Source organism: Allorhizocola rhizosphaerae (assembly GCF_003426775.1).
In the GTDB taxonomy this organism is placed as follows: Bacteria; Actinomycetota; Actinomycetes; order Mycobacteriales; family Micromonosporaceae; genus Allorhizocola; species Allorhizocola rhizosphaerae.
This window is the reverse complement of the sequence record NZ_QJUG01000187.1, coordinates 1-16,705: the sequence shown is the minus strand read 5'-3', so window position 1 is coordinate 16,705 and position 16,705 is coordinate 1. Positions and strand designations below refer to the sequence as shown.

Annotated in this window: 15 protein-coding genes; 7 read left to right on the top strand and 8 right to left on the bottom strand. The window is 69.5% G+C overall.

Features of this window, described 5'->3' with window-relative positions; translation table 11 throughout:
- A partial coding sequence (locus DM816_RS30950) for a hypothetical protein (RefSeq protein ID WP_117213912.1) occupies positions 1-875 on the bottom strand: 875 nt, incomplete at its 3' end.
- A 139-nt stretch (positions 876-1,014) separates the two neighbouring features.
- On the opposite strand from DM816_RS30950, the gene DM816_RS30945 reads away from it, so the two are divergent.
- From DM816_RS30945 to DM816_RS30925, 5 genes are all read left to right on the top strand, one after another.
- Positions 1,015-2,184, top strand: coding sequence for a DegT/DnrJ/EryC1/StrS family aminotransferase (locus DM816_RS30945; protein ID WP_117213911.1), 1,170 nt, complete (start codon positions 1,015-1,017; stop codon positions 2,182-2,184).
- Positions 2,181-3,041, top strand: a complete 861-nt coding sequence (locus DM816_RS30940; RefSeq protein ID WP_211588937.1) for a dihydrodipicolinate synthase family protein — start codon at positions 2,181-2,183, stop codon at positions 3,039-3,041. The genes DM816_RS30945 and DM816_RS30940 overlap by 4 nt, the downstream gene beginning before the upstream one ends.
- Positions 3,031-3,756 carry an amidohydrolase family protein gene (locus DM816_RS30935; RefSeq protein ID WP_117213916.1) on the top strand — a complete coding sequence of 242 codons (726 nt, stop codon included), beginning with the start codon at positions 3,031-3,033 and terminating at the stop codon, positions 3,754-3,756. The genes DM816_RS30940 and DM816_RS30935 overlap by 11 nt, the downstream gene beginning before the upstream one ends.
- On the top strand, positions 3,753-4,520 hold the full coding sequence (locus DM816_RS30930; protein WP_117213909.1) for an amidohydrolase family protein: 768 nt from the start codon (positions 3,753-3,755) through the stop codon (positions 4,518-4,520). The genes DM816_RS30935 and DM816_RS30930 overlap by 4 nt, the downstream gene beginning before the upstream one ends.
- Before the next feature lie 93 nt (positions 4,521-4,613).
- On the top strand, positions 4,614-5,030 hold the full coding sequence (locus tag DM816_RS30925) for a VOC family protein (RefSeq protein WP_246002453.1): 417 nt from the start codon (positions 4,614-4,616) through the stop codon (positions 5,028-5,030).
- Between the two features lie 79 nt (positions 5,031-5,109).
- Here the strand turns inward: DM816_RS30925 and DM816_RS43070 are convergent, their stop codons facing one another.
- The 5 genes from DM816_RS43070 to DM816_RS30905 form a co-directional block, all read right to left on the bottom strand.
- A complete protein-coding gene (locus tag DM816_RS43070; RefSeq protein ID WP_162908018.1) occupies positions 5,110-5,334 on the bottom strand; it encodes a hypothetical protein in 225 nt (74 codons plus the stop codon).
- Positions 5,315-8,053 carry an AfsR/SARP family transcriptional regulator gene (locus DM816_RS30920; protein WP_117213908.1) on the bottom strand — a complete coding sequence of 913 codons (2,739 nt, stop codon included), beginning with the start codon at positions 8,051-8,053 and terminating at the stop codon, positions 5,315-5,317. The genes DM816_RS43070 and DM816_RS30920 overlap by 20 nt, the downstream gene beginning before the upstream one ends.
- A 135-nt stretch (positions 8,054-8,188) precedes the next feature.
- Complete coding sequence (locus DM816_RS30915) at positions 8,189-8,971, bottom strand: class I SAM-dependent methyltransferase (protein WP_117213907.1); 783 nt, start codon at positions 8,969-8,971, stop codon at positions 8,189-8,191.
- A complete protein-coding gene (locus DM816_RS30910; RefSeq protein ID WP_117213906.1) occupies positions 8,968-9,228 on the bottom strand; it encodes a YciI family protein in 261 nt (86 codons plus the stop codon). Before DM816_RS30910 ends, DM816_RS30915 begins: the two co-directional genes overlap by 4 nt.
- A gap of 87 nt (positions 9,229-9,315) precedes the next feature.
- Positions 9,316-10,740 carry a S8 family serine peptidase gene (locus tag DM816_RS30905; RefSeq protein WP_117213914.1) on the bottom strand — a complete coding sequence of 475 codons (1,425 nt, stop codon included), beginning with the start codon at positions 10,738-10,740 and terminating at the stop codon, positions 9,316-9,318.
- 181 nt (positions 10,741-10,921) lie between these two features.
- On the opposite strand from DM816_RS30905, the gene DM816_RS30900 reads away from it, so the two are divergent.
- Positions 10,922-11,884 carry a helix-turn-helix transcriptional regulator gene (locus tag DM816_RS30900; RefSeq protein WP_117213905.1) on the top strand — a complete coding sequence of 321 codons (963 nt, stop codon included), beginning with the start codon at positions 10,922-10,924 and terminating at the stop codon, positions 11,882-11,884.
- 135 nt (positions 11,885-12,019) lie between these two features.
- Here DM816_RS30900 and DM816_RS30895 read toward each other — a convergent pair whose 3' ends face one another.
- Complete coding sequence (locus DM816_RS30895) at positions 12,020-13,927, bottom strand: ABC transporter ATP-binding protein (protein WP_117213904.1); 1,908 nt, start codon at positions 13,925-13,927, stop codon at positions 12,020-12,022.
- Positions 13,928-14,021: 94 nt separating this feature from the next.
- A complete protein-coding gene (locus DM816_RS30890) occupies positions 14,022-15,752 on the bottom strand; it encodes an ABC transporter ATP-binding protein (RefSeq protein WP_211588935.1) in 1,731 nt (576 codons plus the stop codon).
- Positions 15,753-16,169: 417 nt separating this feature from the next.
- Between DM816_RS30890 and DM816_RS30880 the strand changes: the two genes are divergently transcribed.
- The coding region (locus tag DM816_RS30880) for a hypothetical protein (protein WP_117213903.1) at positions 16,170-16,705 on the top strand (536 nt) is incomplete at its 3' end.

Sequence of the window (16,705 nt, the reverse complement as noted above, 5' to 3'; positions counted from 1 at the left end):
CGCCGTGCCCGCGAAAGCGCCCGCCGGGCAAGGCTTTCCGCCTCGGCCGCGCTGCGCCCGAGGCCCAGCCCCACGCGCACCGTCTCGTGCCGGTCGGCCAGCCGCCGCAGCATGGGCAGCGCGGTGAAGCCGGCGGTCGCGTCGCCGAGCGGGCCGCGCGTGGTCACCAGCAAGTGCGTGCCCCCGGTGAACCGGGCCAGGCTCCCGCCCAGCGCGGCGGCCTCCTTCAGCAGGCCCTCGTCGTCGCCCGACACCTCGATCAGGCCGAGCGCGATCTGCGCGTCCTCCTGGGCCTGATTGTCGGCGCTGAGCAGCAGCTGGCGCAGCGCGATGCGTACCGAATGGGTGGAGGGCGCCAGCCGCAGCACGGGCATTTCCCCACGCAGGGCTTCATAGACCGAACGCAGGCACGTGACCGCCGCGGCGCTGCCGCCCCGGGCGCACTTGCGATGGAACGCCACGAAGTCGTCCGACGTCAGGCCCGCGCGGTAGGGCAGGACCCTGATCCGCTCGACCGGGACATCCGCCTCGGCGAGCGTCGCGGTCACGTCGGCGCTGGGCAGCGTGTCGACCGAGATCCGGCTCGGGTCGTGCCCGTCGCGCAACAGCCGCACGGTGCCCTGCAGCAGGGTGGCGCCCGTGTAGTCGACGAAGGTCGCCGGGCGGGTCATCGCCTCCTGCGCCAGCGTGTAGGGCACGATGCCGGTGAACAGCCACGCGCCCACGTGGGCGTCGTGCGCGGCGACGAGACCGGGCGCCTGCGACTCGTGGTCGTAGTCGAGCCGCCGCGCGGTCACGCCCGGCTGCTCCTCGCACACGGCCGCGACGTCGTCCACCAGGTCGTGCGGGCCGACCACTCCGATCTCGATGGTCACCGATCCTCCTTTACGATGGCCTCCCTCCGCTTCGCTCCGCGGGGCATGCCCATCGATTCGCTCGGGCAAGCCCTCGCTTATGCCAATGTGTACCAGATTACGGTCAGGTCCGGTATCCCGGTTCCGCAGGAGGTGCGCAATGTTTCCTAGCATGGCCGACTCGGGCGGGCGCACGCTCGGCGATGAGGAGATCGCCGCCGCCACCCGCGTGCTTCGCTCCGGCATGCTCAGCTCAGTGTGGGGCACCGAGGTCCGCGCGCTCGAAGCGGAGATGGCCACGCTGCATGGAGTCTCCCACGCCGTGGCCGCGAGCTCGGGCACGGCGGCGCTGCACCTGGCCGTCGCCGCGGCCGCACCCGACCCGGGCGACGAGATCATCACGACCCCGATCAGCGACTTCGGCACGGTTGCCCCGATTCTCGCGCAGAACGCGGTGCCGGTGTTCGCCGACGTCGACCCGCACACCGGCAACCTGGACCCGGACGCCGTGGCCAAGGCGATCGGGCCGCGCACCCGGGCCATCCTCGCCGTGCACCTCTTCGGCGCGCCGGCTCCGGTGGCACAGCTGCGCGAGCTGGCCGACCGGCACGGGCTCATGCTCATCGAGGACTGTGCTCAGGCATGGCTGACCCGCTGTGCCGACGGGCGCCTGGCCGGTACCACAGGATCGATCGGTTGTTTCAGCCTCCAACAGTGGAAGCACATCACGTGCGGCGATGGCGGGCTGACCATCACCGACGATCCGGAGCTGGCCCGCCGCATGCGGTTGTTCGCCGACAAGGGCTGGCCGCGCGACGTTGGCCGCAGCCACCTGAGCCTCGGGCTCAACTATCGCATGACCGAGCTGTCCGGCGCGGTGGCGCGAGCCCAGCTGGCCAAGCTGCCCGGCGTGCTCGCCGCGCGGCGCCGGACCGCCACACGTCTCCTCGACGCGATCGCGGGACTGCCCGGACTGCGGGCCCCCGACAATCCCGACTCACACGCCTGGTGGCTGTTCCCGCTCGTGCTCGAGGCCGGGGGCAATCGCGAGTTCGCCGAGTCCTTGCGGGCGGACGGAATCCCTGCCCGCGCCGGATACCTTCAAGAGCCGTTGCATTGCGCTCCCGCTCTGGTCGACGCACCCATCTATGGCACCTCCCGCTTTCCGCTCACCGTGCCCCCGGCCGATCGCCTGCCCGAGTACGGCCCCGGTACCTGCCCGGTCGCGGAGCGGCTCGTGCGGGATACCCTCGTCGTGATCGACTGGAACGAGCGGTACACCGACGAGCACGTCGACACCATCGCCACTGCTTTGAGGAGGGCTAGATGATGGACCCCGCAGCGGCAGCCCTCCGCGACCGCCTGCGCTGGAAGCTCATAGCCGCGGCCGCCACACCGCTCGAATTCGACGAGGGGATCGTCGACGCATATCTACGCGGCCTGGTCGCCGACGGCGTGGACGCGCTGGCCGTGCTGGCGCACACCGGCCGCGGACCCTACCTGCCGCCCGTGATCCGCGACAGCGTCATCCGCATCGCGGTCGGCATCGGCGTGCCTGTCATCGTGGGCGTGGCCGAGCTCGCGGAGGCTTCGCGTGCGGCGGAATTGGGCGCCGACGGCCTGCTGGTCTTCCCGCCCACAATGGGCGTGGTCGAATTCCACGATGCGCTGTGGCAAGCGGCGGGCCTGCCGATGCTCGCGTTCGACCTCTACACCCGCCCGCTTTCCGAGGCGGTCCTGCCCGAGCTGCTTGCGCATCCCGGCGTCGCGGGGCTCAAGGTGGCCCGGCTCCACGACGCAGTGGCGTGCCAGGCGGTCATCGATGCGACCAACGCGGCCGATCGCCTCGCCATCACGGGCGAGGATCGCATGTTCGGCCCGTCGCTGATGTGGGGCGCGCAATCGGCGCTCGTCGGGCTTGCCGCGGCCGCCGTTCCGGTCACCGCGCGGGTGCTGCGTGCCTTCGCCGACAAGGATTACGCCCGCTTCGTCGCCGACTCGGCGCTGCTCGACCGGTTCGCCGCGGTCGCGTTCGGCGAGCCGGTCGAGGGTTATGTCCAGCGCATGCTGTGGGTTGCCGCCGCCGAGGGGCGCATCCCGCACACGCACTCGCACGACCCGTACGGCCCTGGTCTGCCCGACGTGGAGCGTGAGCGCATACTGGCGGCGGCCCGCGATGCCGTTTGAAGCTCCCGACCTGTCCATAACGCTGGACATCGACGTGCTCATCGGCGCCTACCCCGATCGCGACGGTGCGCCCGTCTCCATGCAGGCGGCGATGCATGCGGCCGGTGTGGCAACGGCTGCCGTGGCAAGCCTGCGCGCCGCGCTGTTCGATGTCCAAAGCGGAAACGACGAGGCGCTCGCCGCCGCCGGTCCGGACGTCTTGCCGATCGGGGCCGTGGATCTGCGCGATCCCATCGGTGCGGAGCGCGAGCTGGATCGGCTTGTTTCCCATGGTGTACGGGCCGTGCGCCTGTTTCCCGAGGAGCAGCACATCGAGCCCGACTTCCCGTCCGTGCGCGCGATCGCCAAACGCGCCACCGCGCTCGGGCTGCCCGTGCTCACCGGTGGCGATGTGCGCCGCTTCTGGCGCCCGTTCAGCGGGCTGGACGCCGTTGTCGTGTTCCTCGACACGCACTTCTACCATCTGGGCGACTTCCTCATCGTGGCCCGCGACGAGCCCGGGTTTCACACCTCGACCCGCCTGCTCAATTCGCCCGACGCACTGGAAACCGTTGCGGCGCAGGCAGGTGCGGGTCGGCTGGTGTTCGGCTCCCGCATCCCGTACGCCGAGCCGATGGTGCCCCGGCTCCGGCTCGCGCGCAGCGGCCTCGTCCCGCAAGACATCGCCGCCGTCGCGGGTGGAAACGCCCGCCGCCTGCTGGGACTGGCAACATGATCATCGACGTGCACGGGCATTGGGGCCCATGGTTTTTCACCATGGAGGTCGCCGACCTGTCGGCCAACCTCGCGGTGATGGACCGATACGGCATCGATCTGGCCATCGTGTCGGGCACGGAGGCGATCTGCTACGACGCGCCCGCCGGAAACCGGGCTCTCGCGGCGGCACTGGAGCAGACCGACCGCCTGTACGGCTACGTGTCGGTGAACCCACGCAGCCTGGCCGACGCCGAGCGGGACCTGCGCGAGCTGCTGGCCACGCCGCGCTTCGTCGGCGCCAAACTGCACACCGACTACAGCGGTTCGCCCATCGCCTCACCGCAGACGCATGACGCGCTCGCCATGCTGGCCGATCTGGATTGCCCTGTTCTGGTACACACCTGGGGCACGACGGTCCTGGACCTCGCGCAGGCATGCGCCGATCTGCCGCGCCTGCGGGCGATCGCGGGCCACGCGGCGGCCGACGGCTGGCGCCACGCGGTCGAGGCGGCCCGCTCATGCGACCGCCTTTATCTCGAACCATCGTGGTCGCACGCGCCCGCGGGCCGGTTCGCGGGCATCGTGTCCGGTGTGGACGATCGCCAGCTGCTGTTCGGCACCGACGCCACACTCATCGACCCCGCCTCCGCAATGGGCGCGGTGCTCGGCGCCGGTGTCACGGGCGAAACCGCGCAGCGGCTCGCATGGCGCAACGCGACCGACCTATTTGGACTCCCGGATCACGACGCGGGTAATCGACCTCACCGGGGCTACAACACCTAGATGCCGTTGAACGAGGCGGATGATGCCCGGTCGAGGACGGTCAGGATTCGAGAAGCGTTGGGTCCACCGGTTGGCATAGCGTGACGAGGCCGCATGTCACCGAAGGACAAGGAGGTAACCGTGCCACCGAAGGCGAGCGTCATCATGCTCGGTGTCAAGGACGTGGACCGTGCCAAGAGATTCTATGTCGAAGGCCTCGGTTGTGAGGTCGACCAGGACTTCCCCGGTTTTGTCAGGTGCAGGCTCGGCGAGGGCTCCTCGATGCTGGCGCTTTATGAGTGGGAGGCAGCGGCGCAGGACGCCGGTGTCTCGGCGGAGGGATCCGGGTTCCGTGGCGTCTCGTTCCACCACATCACCGATTCGAGGAATGCGGTGGATGAGGTCATGCGGGCCGCGGAGGCGGCCGGCGGCGCCGTGGTCAAGGCGGCTGCCGCCGCCGAGTGGGGTGGGTACTTCGGCTACTTCAGCGACCCGGACGGCTATCTATGGAAGATCACGACAGCTGCCTGACCGTATAACTCGCCGCGCACATTCCAGGGGCGGACCTCGCCCGGACGGTCCGCCCCTGGGAAATGGTGCGGTCTTCGCGCTAGGGGTGCGACGGCACGGGCTTGGCCGGGTAGGCCTGCGTGCAGGCGCAGTACAGGCACTGCCACGTGGCATCGCCGCTGTCGGGCTGCCTCAAGGGCTCGTGATCGGCCTTCGCGTGGCCGCAGATGCAGTCCCTGCCGTCGGTGTTGTCGTTGGGCGGTGGCACCTGCACGACGAAGTCCAGCTGGTTTTTCGTATCCAGGTTAGGCTGAGGGATAGTCATGAACGCTCCTTGGATCCGCGTGTGTTGCGTCAATCAGTTGCTGGGCATGTGCGAGCCACCGCTCGTCGCCCGTTCGCCTGGCCAGACTCGCCGCCTCGCGTAGCCGGCGCAGGCCCGCGTCGGTGTCGCCCCGCCCGAGATATGCGGCTCCGAGGCCGCAGAGCGTCTCGGCCTGGGTGAAGTTTTCCCCGATCGCGCGTTGTAGCTCCAATGCCGTGTGCAGTGTCGTGATCGCTGTGTCGTATTCGGACCGCCTGATATGAACGTTGCCAAGCGCTGTCAAGGCGATCGCCTCGTCGCGCTGGTCGCCGAGCTCGCGGGCGATGGCGAGCGCCTCGCGCACGCACTTGTCACCGTCGGCGTCGTGGCCGAGGATGAGGTGCAGCTCGCCCAGGTTGTTGTAGGCGACACCGAGGCCGCGCCGGTCACCCGCCCGGGTGAGCACGTCGATGGCCGTGCGATAGGTGGCCAGCGCCTCGATGTAGCGCCCCAGATCGGTGTAGGCGATGCCCAGCTGGCTGAGCGTGAAGCCGACCGCCCGCTGGTCGCCGACCCGCTGCTCGGCCTCCAGCGCGACGGTGAAGTGGCCGATGGCCGCCTGCGGGTTGCGTGCCCGGCGGTACGCGACACCGAGGTTCTTGCTGGCCACGCTGATCGCGACCGGATTGCTCGTCTCGTGTGCCGCGCGCAGCGCCACCTGGTGCACTGGAATCGATTCCGCGGCGTGTCCCCGGTACAGGAAATAGGAATTCATCAGATAGCCGAAGTGCCACGCGGCCGTCACGTCGCCCTGCGCCTCGGCATGCTGGACGAACGGGACGAAGTTGGGTTGCTCGGTGTCCAGGAACGCCAGCAGCCCGCCGGGCGGGTCGAAGTCCAGCGGTGCGGCCTGCACCCGGGTGCGCTGCGGGGTCAGGGTCTGGTTGGCCAGTGCCGCCAGGCCCAGGTACCACTGGCGGAGCCGGTGCAGCGCACTGTCCAAATCGGACATCGGCCTGGCCCGGTCGGCCGCGTAGATGCGCACCAGATCGTGAAACGCGTACCGCCCCGCGGCCACCTCGTTGAGCAGATGCGCCTCGGCGATCTCGTCGAGGATCTCGCCGCTGTGCGCGGGGCTCGTCCCGGTCAGGCTCGCCGCCAGGTGGATGCAGAAGGACGGGCCCGGGTGCAGCCCCAAGAGGCGGAACGCCCGCGCCGCGGGCTCGCTGAGGGCGTGATAGCTGGCGTCGAAGACGCTGCGCAGCCCGAAAGACCCTGAATCCTGGGAAACCATATCGATCCGTGTGTCCTGCTCGCGTAGTTGTTCGGCGATGGTGGCCAGTGGCAGGCGGGTCCGGCTGGACAGGCGCGCCGCGATCAGCCGCACCGCCAGCGGCAGACCCCCGCAGTGGGTCACCAGCTCGCGCGCGGCCTCCGGCTCGGCGTCCAGGCGTGGGCCGACGACCCGGCGCATCAGGTCGAGGGAGTCCTCCCGGTCGAGCACGTCGAGCGTCACCCGGCAGACCGCGTGTCTGAGCGTGAGCGGGCCCAACCGGTGGCGGCTGGTGAGAATGAGGAAACTGGACACGTCCGACGGGACCAGAGGCAGGATCTGCTCGACCGAGTGCGCGTTGTCGCCGATGATCAGCAGGCGCTTGCCGGTCGTCAGACTGCGGTACATGTTGATCTGACCGTCCAGATCGGACGGCAGCGCCGAGCCCGTGACGCTCAGGCTGCGCAGCACGTGCAGCAGCGCGTCGCTGGCGGTCAACGCGCGCTGCGGATCGTGCCCTCGCAGATCCAGGAAGATCTGCCCGTCCGGGAAGCGGTCCTTCACCTGGTGTGCGATGTGGACGGCCAGGGCGGTTTTGCCGATGCCGCCCTGCCCCGCGATCAGGGCGATCTGCGACTCGTCGACCTGGCCGAGACTCTCGTGCAGCTGCGCGACCTCGGCGCGCCGGTCGGTGAAGTAGCCGGCGGGCGGGGGCAGCTGCATGGGCACGGGCGCCTGCTCGGACAGGTCGAGCTTGCGATCGCGCCGCAGGATCTGCTGCTGCAGATCGTCGAGGCGAGGGCCGGGGGCGATGCCCAGCTCCTCGTCGAGCCGGCGGCGCGCGTCCTGATAGGCGGCGAGCGCGGCGTCGGGCTGGCCGCTGCGGTACAGCGCGAGCATCAGCTGATACCAGAACCCTTCGCGGAAGGGGAACCGGTCGACCAGGGTGGTGAGCTCCGCCGCCATCTCGGCATGGCGGCCCAGCTCGAGCTCGGCCTCAAGACATCTCTCCAAGCAGGCCAGATACTTGTTGTCCCAGTACCTCGCACCAGCCCGGATCGACCGGCTGTCTATCCCCTCCAGGGCAGGCCCGCGCCACAGCGCGAGCGCCCGGCGCAGCAGGCTCACCTGCTCGGCACGGTCGGACGCGGCGTCCGCCTCCGCGACGAGCCGGTCGAACCGGAGCGCGTCCAGTTCGTCGGGCTCGACGCGCAGGCGGTAGCCGGTCCCCGCGGTCTCCAGCCTGCCCCCGATGAGCTGGCGCAACCCGGATGCGGTGTTGCGCACCTGCCGCACGGCGGTGTCGGGAGGGTTGTCCTCCCAGATCGCCTCGATCACCGAGTCGGTCGAGACGACGGCGTTGGGACTCAACAACAGACAGGAGAGCATGCGCTGCTTCTTCAACCCCGTGACGGAAACAAGTTCGCCATTGACCGTGACCGCGAGTTGACCGAGGATTCCGAACACCCGCACATTGTGCGCGGATGCCCCGATCTGCGCGCGGCGATGTTGGGTGGCCAGGCCCCCCAGACCCCCCGATCTGACTGGCCACCCATGAACTGCGGCATGGGAATTCGTGGACTTTCTGCTGACGAGGCCAAGCTACGCCGGCCCGTTCATCACCCCGTTCATCGCCGGGGGTTTCCGCACCACTTTGAGGCTCGCGGTGGGGCGATGATGCCACGGGCCGATCGGCGCGAGTTCGAGGAACTCCCGCTCGACCGCGCGCATGAACTCCTCGCCTCGCGCGTTGGCGAACGCCCGCGCCGGCCCGCTCTCAGCCATGGCCCGCCAGACCGCGGCCGCGTCGGCGTGGCTCATGGGAAACGAGACCGGCTCGGTGTCGCCGAGTCGGTCCGCCCACGAATCGTCGCCGGGCGGGCGATGGCGGTTGAGCACCCTCCTCATCAACGCGAACGGCCCGTCCTGCTCGACCTCGGGCGGCCAGAACATGACCGACAGCAGGCCGCCCGGCCGCAGCGCGCCCACCCAATTGTCAAGCGCCGCAGCGGGATCGGGTAGCTGCTGGAGGCCGAACACGGACACCACGCCCGCGCACGCGCCGTGCCATCGGGGGTCGAGTGTTGCCGCGTCGCCGACGACGGCTCGCACGTTGGGCCACTGCGCGGCCCGTTCGCGGGCCAGCGCGATCATGCCGGGGGACAGGTCGATGCCCACGATTTCGCGCTCCGGATAGGCGCCGACGAGCGCGGGCAGCTCGGGGAACGTGCCGCAGCACGGTACCAGGATCGGCCCTTCCGGCAGCCGCGCGCGCGTCAGCACGCCCACCGCCGCGTCCACCCACGGCGCGAAGCGCGGCACGAAGTACCGCTCGTAGCCGTCGGCCGCGTCGTCCCAGGCGCGCGCGAGCTCGCCGCCGGTCATGGCCCGACCACCGGGTTCCACGACCGTTGCGAAACGACGGTCACGCCCGGGGTGGTGTAGTACGGGTCTTCGGCCATGATGCGGGTCAGCGTCTCCTCGTCGGTCGTGAAGACCAGCAGCGCGCCCGAGTCGTCGGCCAGCGGGCCGGCAGCGAGCAGCCGACCCTGCTTGTGCAGGGCCGCGAGCCGTTCGCGGTGCGCGGGCCGCGCGGCCAAACGCCTGTCGTCCGGGGTGAAGGCCAGCTCAACCACGATCATGCAATAGAAGATACCGGCCGGCGGGTGGGAAACACCGCGTTCCGTGGGGAGGCGGCGGTGCCTGGCCGCTCCCCACGGAACGCTTACCTACGGCAGGGCCAGGGCGGCTGCGTAGGCGTCGATGAGGCCCGTGCCCTTGTCGACCGAGGTCGTGTAGGGGCCCACGGGCTCATATGCCGCGCCGTTGGCGAACTTGTACGCCGTCGACTTGATGGCGTGCTCGATCTGCGCGGGTGTCGCGTTTGGACTGTCCTGGAACAGCTGCGCGATGATGCCCACCACGTGCGGGGTGGCCATCGACGTGCCGCTGATGGTGTTGAACGTGCCGATGTCGAGCGGGCCCGGCCCGTTGCGCGGGTCGAGTCCGGTCGAGCACACCACAAGGTACAGCCTGCATGCCGAGGTTATGTCCGAGCCGGGGGCGGAAATATCCGGATATGTGGACTGATTTCCCGCCGCGCCGCGGCTGGAGAAGTCCGAAACCAGACCGTTGCGCGTGCCCGTGCCCTGGTCGTCGTACGACGCGACCATGATGACACCCGGCGTCGGGTCCTGACCGGGCGGGTTGGTCGCGCTGTTGTCCGGGCCGTCGTTGCCCGCCGCCCACACCGTGAGCACGCCCTCGGCAGCGAGCGCCCGCTGCAGCTTGACGGTCGCGGAGTTGGGGTCGAACGGGCCGCCGCCCGCCGGGCCGTACGAGTTGTTGCTCACCTTGATCGGCGGGCAGCCCGCGCACGGGTTGCGGTGGTGCTCCAGCACCCAGTTCAGCGCGCTGTCCGCGCCGAAGATGGACAGCCCCGCGCCGACCGACAGGCTGATGACGGTCGCGCCCGGCGCGGCGCCGTGCAACCGCGTGCCGTCGGACAGTTGCACATCGCGCCCGGCGACGATCCCGGCCACGTGGGTGCCGTGCCCGCCCGCCGACAGCGTGTCGGTGTCGTTGACCGCCGTCAGGTCGAGGAAGCACGAGTCGTTCGGGACCGGCAGCGTGAGCCCGACGTCGGTGAGCGGCCCGCAGATGTTCTTCAGGTTCAGCTTCACGGCGCTCGACCCGTCCGCGTTGCGGAAGTACGGGTGGGTGCCGTCCACGCCGGTGTCGATGACCGCCGCCGACACGCTGCGACCGTCCAGGCCCAGATCGGCTCGGGCGCGCGCGCCGTTCGTGGCCACGTTGGAGGTCGACTGGTAGAGCCGCAGCGCCTGGTCACCCTCCACATAGGTCACTCCGGGCCGGGACCGGACCGCCGCGATTTGCCCGGCCGTGCCGCGCGCCACCGCGACACCGATCCTGTCCCAGGTCGTAATCAAGGTGAGGCCGCTGCCGGCCACCGCGTTTCTGGCCGCCGTGATATCCCTGCCATGGACGAACACCGGGAGGGTACCGGTCAAGCCGGCCAACTGGTTCGACAGTGTCGTGGAAATCGGCGCCGCCGTGGCTCCCGCCGGTGCGGCGACCGCCGCGACGGCCCCCGCGAGCAACACGCTGAGCGCAATAGGGGTGAGTCTGCGCATGGAGATGTCTCCCTTCGTCAGAAGGGAAATCGCGCGCAGATGTGAAACCGTTACGCATCGCAGCTCAGGGCCTGCGCCGAAGCGGTTTGACAGGATGATCGGTTCGAAATTCCCCATGCGGGCAGGTAAGCCGGATCCTGTCCACGCACGGTTCGTCCGGCGGGCACGTAGCCTTCTGAGAGTGCCGACGGATCTCAGCCCCACCGCGCGGGCGCTGCGCGCCCTCGAAATCCTGCACGCCCGTCCTGGCATGACCGCCGACGAACTCGGCAGGAGGCTCGGCGTCACCGAGCGGGCCGCGCGGCGGTACGTCGAGATCCTGCGGGAGGCCGGCATCCCCGTGGAGTCGGCCCGTGGTCCCCACGGCGGATACCGGCTCGGGCGCGGGGCGCGGCTGCCCCCGGTCGTGTTCACCGAGGCCGAGGCGCTCGGTCTGGTCATGGCGGTGCTCGACGGCCAGCCCGAGGCGATCAGCACCGACGACGTCATCGGTGCGGCGCTCACCAAGGTGATCCAGGCGCTGCCCGCCGGCATCGGGCGGCAGGCGGCTGCGCTGCGCGCGCACGCGTCGGCCGCGCTCGACCGGCATTCGGCCCGCCCGGATCCCGCCGTCACCAGCGCACTGGTGGCCGCGAGCGCGGTGCGGCGCAGGGTGCTGATCACGTATTGCAGCGATTCGGGCAACGAGTGGCAGGCGGAGGTCGATCCGTGGGCGGTCGTGGTCCGTTACGGCCGTTGGTATCTGCTGTGCCACTCGCACCGCGCGAACGCGATCCGCACCTACCGGGTCGACCGGGTGCGCGCGGTCGAGCAGACCGCGTATGAGTTCGCGCCACCGGACGACCTCGACCCGGTCGCCGCGCTGGAGGAAAACCTCGGCGCCGGATGGCCGTACGCTACGCACGTCGAGTTCGAGGCTCCCCTGGCCGAGGTGACCCCGTGGATCCGGCCGCCCATGGGACGCCTCGAAAAGTCGGGAAACGGGTGCGTGCTGATCGGCACCACGAGCAACCCCACGATGTACGCCCAAGAATGGTTGGCGCGGTTGCCCTTCGCCTTCCGCGTGCACGGCGGGCCCGAGCTGCGCGCGGCTGTCGCGACGGCCGCGTCCCGTTTCACCGCAGCCGTAGAAGGTCTCACGTAACTGCCTGCCCGCACCACGTGGGCCTCGTCGTGCCAGCCGGGACCCACCGAGGGCGGGTCCGAGCTGTCGTCGCGGACCACGGCCACCCGGCGGCCGTCGGGGCGAGACGGTCGCGGGCGCGAACGGCGGCCTTGTCTACCCCCGGCGGGACCAGGTTTCGAACATCGTGGCGTATCGCCCTTGCGCGGCAACGAGTTCGGCGTGCGAGCCGGACTCGGCTATCCCGCCCCCGTCGACCACCACGATGCGATCGGCGCGCATCGCGGTCGACAGCCGGTGCGCGATAAGCAGGGCCGTGCGCCCTTCGAGCAGCCGGTCCAGGGCGCGCTCGACCTGCAACTCCGACTGAAGGTCGAGGTTGGACGTGGCCTCGTCGAGCACGACGACGCGCGGCTGGGCCAGAAACGCGCGCGCCAGCGCGAGCAGCTGCCGCTGCCCACTCGACACCGACTGGCCTCGTTCGTGCAGGGGCGCGTCGAGCCCGAGCGGCGTGCGCTCGACGAGCTCGCGCAGGCCCACGGCGTCGACGGCCGCCCAGATCTCGTCGTCGGTCGCGTCGGGCCGGGCGAACGCGATGTTGTCGCGCAGCGTGCCGACGAACATGAACGGCTCCTGCGGCACCACGCCGATCTGCCGGCGCAGGCTGCCCAGTGTCACGTCGCGCAGGTCGTGCCCGTCGATCAGGATGTGTCCGGTGTCGGGGTCATGCAGCCGGATCACGAGTTTGGCGAGGGTCGACTTGCCCGCGCCGGTGGGCCCGACCAGCGCGATGGACTCGCCCGGCGCGACGGTCAGGTCAACGTCCTTGAGCACCGGACGGCCGGCGCGGTACCCGAACGAGACGCCCACAAACCGAACGGCCCCGATGACGGGTGGAAGCTCGGCGGCGTCGGGCGCTTCCCGGACCGTGGGCCGCCGTGAGAGCAGGTCGCGCAGCTTGACCACGGCGGCCCGGCCCTGCTGATAATTGGTGTAGAGCTGGACGAGCTGCTGCACGGGGGCGAAGAAAGCGTTGAGATACAAGACAAATGCGGTGAGCACGCCCAGCGACAGGTCGCCGTCGAGCACCCGCCGCCCGCCGATGAACAGCAGCGCACCCATCGCCGCCATGCCGATGACCGAGGTGCCAGGTCCGTAGATCGCCGCGATGTGCCCGGTGAAGTCTGAGGCGTCGCGGTACCGCCCGGTGAACCCGCGATGGTTGGCGATGTTGCGCTCCTGCCGGTTATGCGCGGTGACGACCCGTACCCCCTGAAGGCTCTCGGAAAGGTCGCCGAACATCGCGGCGATGGTGTCGCGCTGCCGCACGTAACCCACATCGGACTGTTTGCGGAACCACAGCGAGATCGCCAGCAGCGGCGGCAGCACGAGCAGCAGCGTGATCGTCGCGAGCGACGGGTCGTAACTGAACAGGACCGCCGCCACGATGATCATCGTGAGGCCCTGCACCGCGAACTGGGCCAGACCCTCCTGCAAAAGCTGTTGCAGCGCCTCGATGTCGGACGTCATGCGGGTCAGGATCACGCCCGCCTTCTCGTCGGTGTAATAGTCCATGGACAGGCGTTGCAGCTGAGCGAAGACGCGTACGCGCAGGTCACGCATGCTGCGCGCGGCGAACCGGCCGCTCTGCCGGATCCGCGCCGACGACACGAGCCAGCCCGCGAACACGCTTGCGACGAACGCGAGCGCGGCGGTGAGCAGGACGGCCCGGTCGCCGGGCGCGATCCCGTGGTCGATGCCGACCTGTACCAGGAGCGGGCCTGACTGCAGGAGCAGCGTCTCGGCGATGACGAGCACCACGAGGGCGGGCGACCACCAGCGCACGATCCGCCGGGTCTCGCCGGCGGTGTGCGTGAAGGTGACGCGCGGGTCGCCGTGGTCGGGCTCCAGCCGTTCGAGGCGCTCGACGCTTTCGGCGAGCTCTGGCGGGATACCGGCGAAGGGCAATCCTTCATTCGCCTTGACAACATGCGGGCCGCGCCCGCCGCGTGGACCGGCGCCCTGCATGCCGATATTGCCGAAGCCTCCGCCAAACATGCTCATGCCGAAACCTCCGCAAGCTCCGGTTTCACTCGGCTTCGCCTCGCTTCGGCATGAGCGAATCCCGATCTCGTGATGCCCTCGGGCAAGCCCTCGGTCATGACGCCGGCTCCATTTCGGCCAGGACCGCGGCGTAGCGGGGCTCGGTGGTGAGCAGGTCTTCGTGCGTGCCGTCGGCGACGATGCGGCCGTCTTCGACGAGTAGCACCCGTTCGGCGAGCGCGATCGTGGACAGCCGGTGCGCTACGATGAGGGTCGTCCGTCCACTCAGGAGGGTCTTGAGGGCGTCGTGGATGCGCTGCTCGACGGCCACGTCCACGGCGCTCGTGGCGTCGTCGAGGATCAGGATGGGCGGGTTGACCAGCAGCGCGCGGGCAATCGCGAGGCGCTGCCGCTGCCCACCCGACAGGGTGTAGCCGCGCTCGCCCACGACGGTGTCGTAGCCGTCGGGCAGCCCCTCGATGAACTCGTGCGCGCCAGCTGCCTCGGCGGCCCGCCTGATGTCCTCGAGCTCGGCGGAGGGCCGACCGTAGGCGATATTGTCGCGGATGGATATCGAGAACAGGAACGGCTCGTCCGGTACGACGCCGATCTGCTCGCGCAGGCCGGCCAGCCGATAGGAGCGCACGTCGTGCCCATCGACGCGGATCGCGCCGCCCGTCACGTCGTAGAAGCGGGGCAGCAGCCGCGCGATCGTCGACTTGCCCGACGCCGTGCGCCCGACGAGGGCCACCGTCTGCCCGCGCGGCACGGTGAAGCTCGCCCCCTTGAGCGCGGCCGTCCCGAGTGGATAGACGAACTCCACGTCGTCGAACTCGATGTCGCCGTTCAGCTTTTTTGTCATGGCGCCGTCGACGATGTCGGACTTCGTGTCGAGCACCTCGTAGATCCGCTGCGCCGACGCCTTGGCCCGCTGCCCGAGCATGATGAGCATGCCGAGCAGCCGGAAGGGCGGCTGGAGCATCAAGACATAAGAATTAAAGGCCACTATGGTACCGATTGAGGCCCGCCCGTCGATCGCCATCAGTCCGCCGAGCAGGAGCACCAGCGCGAGCCCAAGGCGGGGAAGGTTTTCCAAGGTTGGCGACCACCAGGAGCGCACCCACGCCTCCCGGCTGTAGGCCCAGCGCACCCGGTCGGCCTCGTGAGCGAGCGTTTCCAGCTGGCGCTGCTCTGCCGCGAACGCCTTGACGATCCGCACGCCGTTGACGCTCTCGTCGACGACGGTGGCCACGCGGGCGAGCCGGCTCTGGATGAGCCACGAGACCGGGAAGATGGCCTTGCGCGCATACCAGCCGAGGATCCCGACGGCGGGCATGGCCGCCATCGCGACGAGAGCGAGCGGCACGTTGATCGAAAGCATGAGCGCGAACGCGAACCCGGCGATCGTGCACTGCACGATGATGGACGGGCCGAAGGTCAGATACATCTGCACGGCCCGGATGTCCGAACTGGAGCGTGACATGAGCTCGCCGGTCTGGACGCGATCGTAGAAGCCGAACGGCATCCGGACCAAGTGGGAGTACATGATGTTGCGCAGGTCGTACTCCACCTCGTAGGCGGTCTTGAGCAGGTAGCGCCGGGCCAGGTAGTTGATGACGCCCTGGGCGAGCGCGAACCCGGCGACGAGCCAGGCGTATTTGGCCAGGCTCGCTGTGCGGGCGACCAGGGCATCATCGATCCCGATGCGTACCAGATCGGGGATCTGCACCTGCACCAGCAGGCCGATCAGGGAGAGCGCGAGCGAGGTCAGCAGCAGCCACCTGTGCGCCAGCACCACCGGCAGCGCGCGACGAAGCCAGGACTTGGAAACATCGGGATCGATCACGTGTCTCCGCTTCTTTTATGGGGGACCGGCGGCGCAGGGCCGGCTCGTACAGCTCGCGCGGACGCCGACCCGCGTCGAACGGGTTGAGGTTCGTGCCCGGTGGGACGATCTCGTCGACGCGGTCCAGCACGTCCGTGCTGAGTCTCACCTTATCCGCTCCCAGCTGGGACTCGAGGTGCTCCATCGTGCGCGGGCCCATGATCGCCGAGGGGGACGGCCGGATGGTTGAGCACGAACGCGATCGCGATGGATGATGCGGATGCTGTCATCATGATCCGGGTTGGCGCGAGCACCGAAGTTCATGGCGCCCAGAGTCAGCGCGCTGATCTGTTCACCGGTGCGGCCGAACGGCCGTAGTTCTGCCATGGGACCGGTGTCCCGCGCATGGATTGGGCGCCGCGCGGGCATTAGCAGGCTATGACGACCGTCGAACTGATCCTTGTCCTCCTCGGCCTCGCCGCACTCCTCCTCGCGGGCTTCTTCGCCTGGATACACCTGCGGCGGCAGGCACTCCGGCGCCGGTTCGGCCCCGAATATGATCGCATCGCGTCCGAAATGGACAACCTCGGCCAAGCCGAGCACGAACTCCGCGACCGCGAAGCACGGCACGCAAAATTGGAACTGAGGGAGTTGTCCGACGACACCCGGGAAGACTATGTTCAACAGTGGACCTCATTGCAGGCTCGTTTCATCGATTCCCCCGAAACCTCTGTCGGCGAGGCCGACGCCCTCGTGACCCGACTGATCGCCGACCGCGGCTATCCCACCGGCGATTTCGATGAGGCGGCGGCGATGCTGTCTGTCGAACACGCCCAAACGCTGGCCGACTACCGGACAGCGCACGAGATCGCCACGCGGCACGAGGCCGGCCGAGCCGATACCGAAGAGCTGCGCCAGGCAATTGTCCACTACCGCACACTCGTGGCCGACCTCCTAGGCGGAGACCCGGTCGC